The 2819-nt window shown below is 62.3% G+C and carries 3 protein-coding genes; all 3 read right to left on the bottom strand.

What is annotated here, in order from left to right; translation table 11 throughout:
* On the bottom strand, positions 1–1106 hold a 1106-nt coding region (locus ABJN75_RS02770), incomplete at its 3' end, for a cyclopropane-fatty-acyl-phospholipid synthase family protein (RefSeq protein ID WP_348436634.1).
* 155 nt (positions 1107–1261) lie between these two features.
* Complete coding sequence (gene purN / locus ABJN75_RS02765) at positions 1262–1885, bottom strand: phosphoribosylglycinamide formyltransferase (RefSeq protein ID WP_348436632.1); 624 nt, start codon at positions 1883–1885, stop codon at positions 1262–1264.
* The coding region (gene purM, locus ABJN75_RS02760; RefSeq protein ID WP_348436630.1) for a phosphoribosylformylglycinamidine cyclo-ligase at positions 1882–2819 on the bottom strand (938 nt) is incomplete at its 5' end. The genes purM and purN, both read right to left, overlap by 4 nt.

Here is a 2819-nt window from a genome sequence, read left to right as displayed (position 1 = left end):
GAGGCGCACCGCGTGCAAGCGGCGGACTTCATGGACGAACGGTTCTGCCGGATGTGGGAGCTGTACCTGTCGATGAGCGAATGCGCCTCGAAGCGATCGCGCCAATGCCGTAGCGTGTGACCGTAGTGGCAACGCCAGATCTCGCAATCGAGCATCCACAGACCGGACAATTCAATCGCCGAGACCGCTTCCGACAGCGATGGCGCATAGCCGCCGGGAAAAATGTATTTGCGCAGGAACGGACCGGTAACACCCGGCGGCGCCTTGCTCGATATTGAATGGATCAGCGCCACGCCGTCAGGCGAGAGCCGGTCGCGCACGGTGAGAAAATAGGGTTTGAGGTAGTGCACTCCGACATGTTCGAGCATGCCCACCGACACGATGCGATCGAATTTTCCGTCCACTTCGCGATAATCGATGAGCTCGAAGCGGACACGGTCGCTCACCCCCAGAATCTCTGCGCGGCGCCGGGCGACCGCCAGTTGCCGTTCGGACAGGGTCACGCCCACCACTTCAATATCAGCGACATGGGCCAGATAGAGCCCCAGCCCGCCCCAGCCGCAGCCGATGTCGAGCAGCCGTTGCCCGTCGCCCAGTTGCAGTTTGGCGGCGATATGGCGCTTCTTCAGGGTCTGCGCCTGTTCGAGCGTCTCGGTGCCCTCGGGAAAATAGGCGCAGGAATATTGCATGTCGGCGTCGAGAAACAGCCGGTAGATCTCCTCGCCGATGTCGTAATGCACCTGCACATTGCCGCGAGCGCGCGACAGTGCGTTGTTTTGCTGGAAGCGTCTGAGCCCGCGTGACAGGCCGCGCCAGAAAATCTGGCTGGGCGAGAGATCGAACTGTCGCTTGTTGGCGAAAAACAGCTGGATCAGGTCATGGATCGAGCCCTCGTCCATCACCAGCTCGCCATCCATGTAGGCTTCCGCGGCCTTGAGTTCCGGATTGAGGAAGATCTTGCGCGCGACAGAAGGCGTGGTGAAACGGATGGCGGCTTCCGGACCAGGTTCCTTGCCGCCATAGACATGGGTCCGGCCCTTGGCGTCGGTCACTGTCAAACGGCCGTTGCTGATGGCTTTGTCGAGCAGTCCGTGTAGAGAAGGCATGGCGTCTCCAATCAAATTCCAGGAACGCGATTGTCGGCGGCTTGCATAGTGGAAAGAGTATAAGTAGCCGTACCGGCAAGGTATTTTACTGTCATCCGGTTCAAAATAGCAACCGGGCGCGCGCTGACAAAAGGCAAGGTTTTCAGCCTTGCCGGTCACTTGCCGAATCTGGTTTGCCCGTCGCCGCTCATGCGGACATCGCCGCGCGCCAGCATGGCCAGCGCCTGGGGGTAGATCCGGTGTTCGGCCTCAAGCACGCGGGCGGCGAGCGTTTCGGGCGTATCGTCGCCGGTGACGCGCACGGCCTCCTGCTCGATGATCGGGCCTTCGTCCATGCCTTCGGTAACGAAATGGACGGTGCAGCCGTGCACCCGGCACCCGGCCGCGAGCGCCCGCTCGTGCGTTGCAAGTCCGGGGAATGCCGGTAGCAGCGACGGGTGAATGTTGATCATCCGGCCCGCGAAATGATTGACGAAATCGCCGGAGAGCAACCGCATGTACCCGGCCAGCGCGATGATTTTCGCGCCGGATGCATGGATGGCCGCGATCACCGCCGCCTCGTGATCGGCCTTGCCCGGATAGTCGGAGCGCGGGATGGCCAGGGCGTCAATGCCGAAGCCGCGGGCATGTTCAAGCCCCTTGGCATCCGGTTTGTCGGAGATCACCGAGACGATCTTGGCCGGGTAATCTGCGGTCAATGAAGCCGCGATCAATGCGCCCATGTTCGATCCCCGCCCGGAGATCAGCACAGCGACCGGGACTTTGGGGGCAGCGCTCACAGCGCCAGTGTCCCCTTGTAGGAAACACCCGGTCCACCTTCAGGGCGCGCGCTCAGTCTGCCGAGCCGGATCACGGTCTCTCCCTGCGCTTCAAGCGCGCCGGCGACAAGATCTGCCTGTTCTGGCTTGACGACCGCGATCATGCCGACGCCGCAATTGAAGGTGCGCAGCATTTCCTCTGGTGCAACACCGCCGGTTTTGGCGATCCATGAAAACACCTTCGGCGCGGAAATGGCGCCGAGGTCGATCTCCGCGGCAAGACCTTCGGGCAATACGCGCGGCAGGTTTTCGGGAAATCCGCCGCCGGTGATATGCGCCAGCGCCTGGATCGCACCGGTCTCCCGGATCACCGCAAGCAAGGATTTGACATAAATCCGGGTCGACTCGAGCAGGGCGGCGCCGAGGCTGATGGACGGATCGAACGGTGCGGGAGCATCGTAGCTCAGTCCGCTCATATCGACGATCCGGCGCACCAGCGAATAGCCGTTGGAATGAACCCCGGAGGAGGCCAGCCCCAGCACGATGTCGCCTTCCGCCAATGTGCCCGATGGCAGTAACTGACCGCGTTCCGCAGCACCCACGGCAAAACCGGCCAGATCATAGTCGCCATCGCGGTACATGCCGGGCATTTCGGCGGTTTCGCCGCCGATCAGCGCGCAGCCGGCCTGCAGGCAGCCCTTTGCAATCCCGCCGACAATCGCCGCGCCCTGTTCGGGATCGAGCTTGCCGGTGGCGAAATAATCCAGAAAGAACAGTGGTTCGGCGCCCTGGACCACCAGGTCGTTGACACACATGGCGACGAGATCGACGCCAACGGTGTCGTGCATCCCGGCCTCGATCGCCACTTTCAGCTTGGTGCCGACGCCATCATTGGCGGCAACCAGAACCGGATCGGAAAACCCCGCCGCCTTCAGGTCGAACAAGCCGCCGAAGC

The sequence above is a fragment of the Hoeflea sp. genome, assembly GCF_039975035.1.
Lineage (GTDB): Bacteria > Pseudomonadota > Alphaproteobacteria > Rhizobiales > Rhizobiaceae > Hoeflea.
Note: the sequence above shows the minus strand (reverse complement) of the source record. Positions and strands in the feature narration are given on the sequence as shown.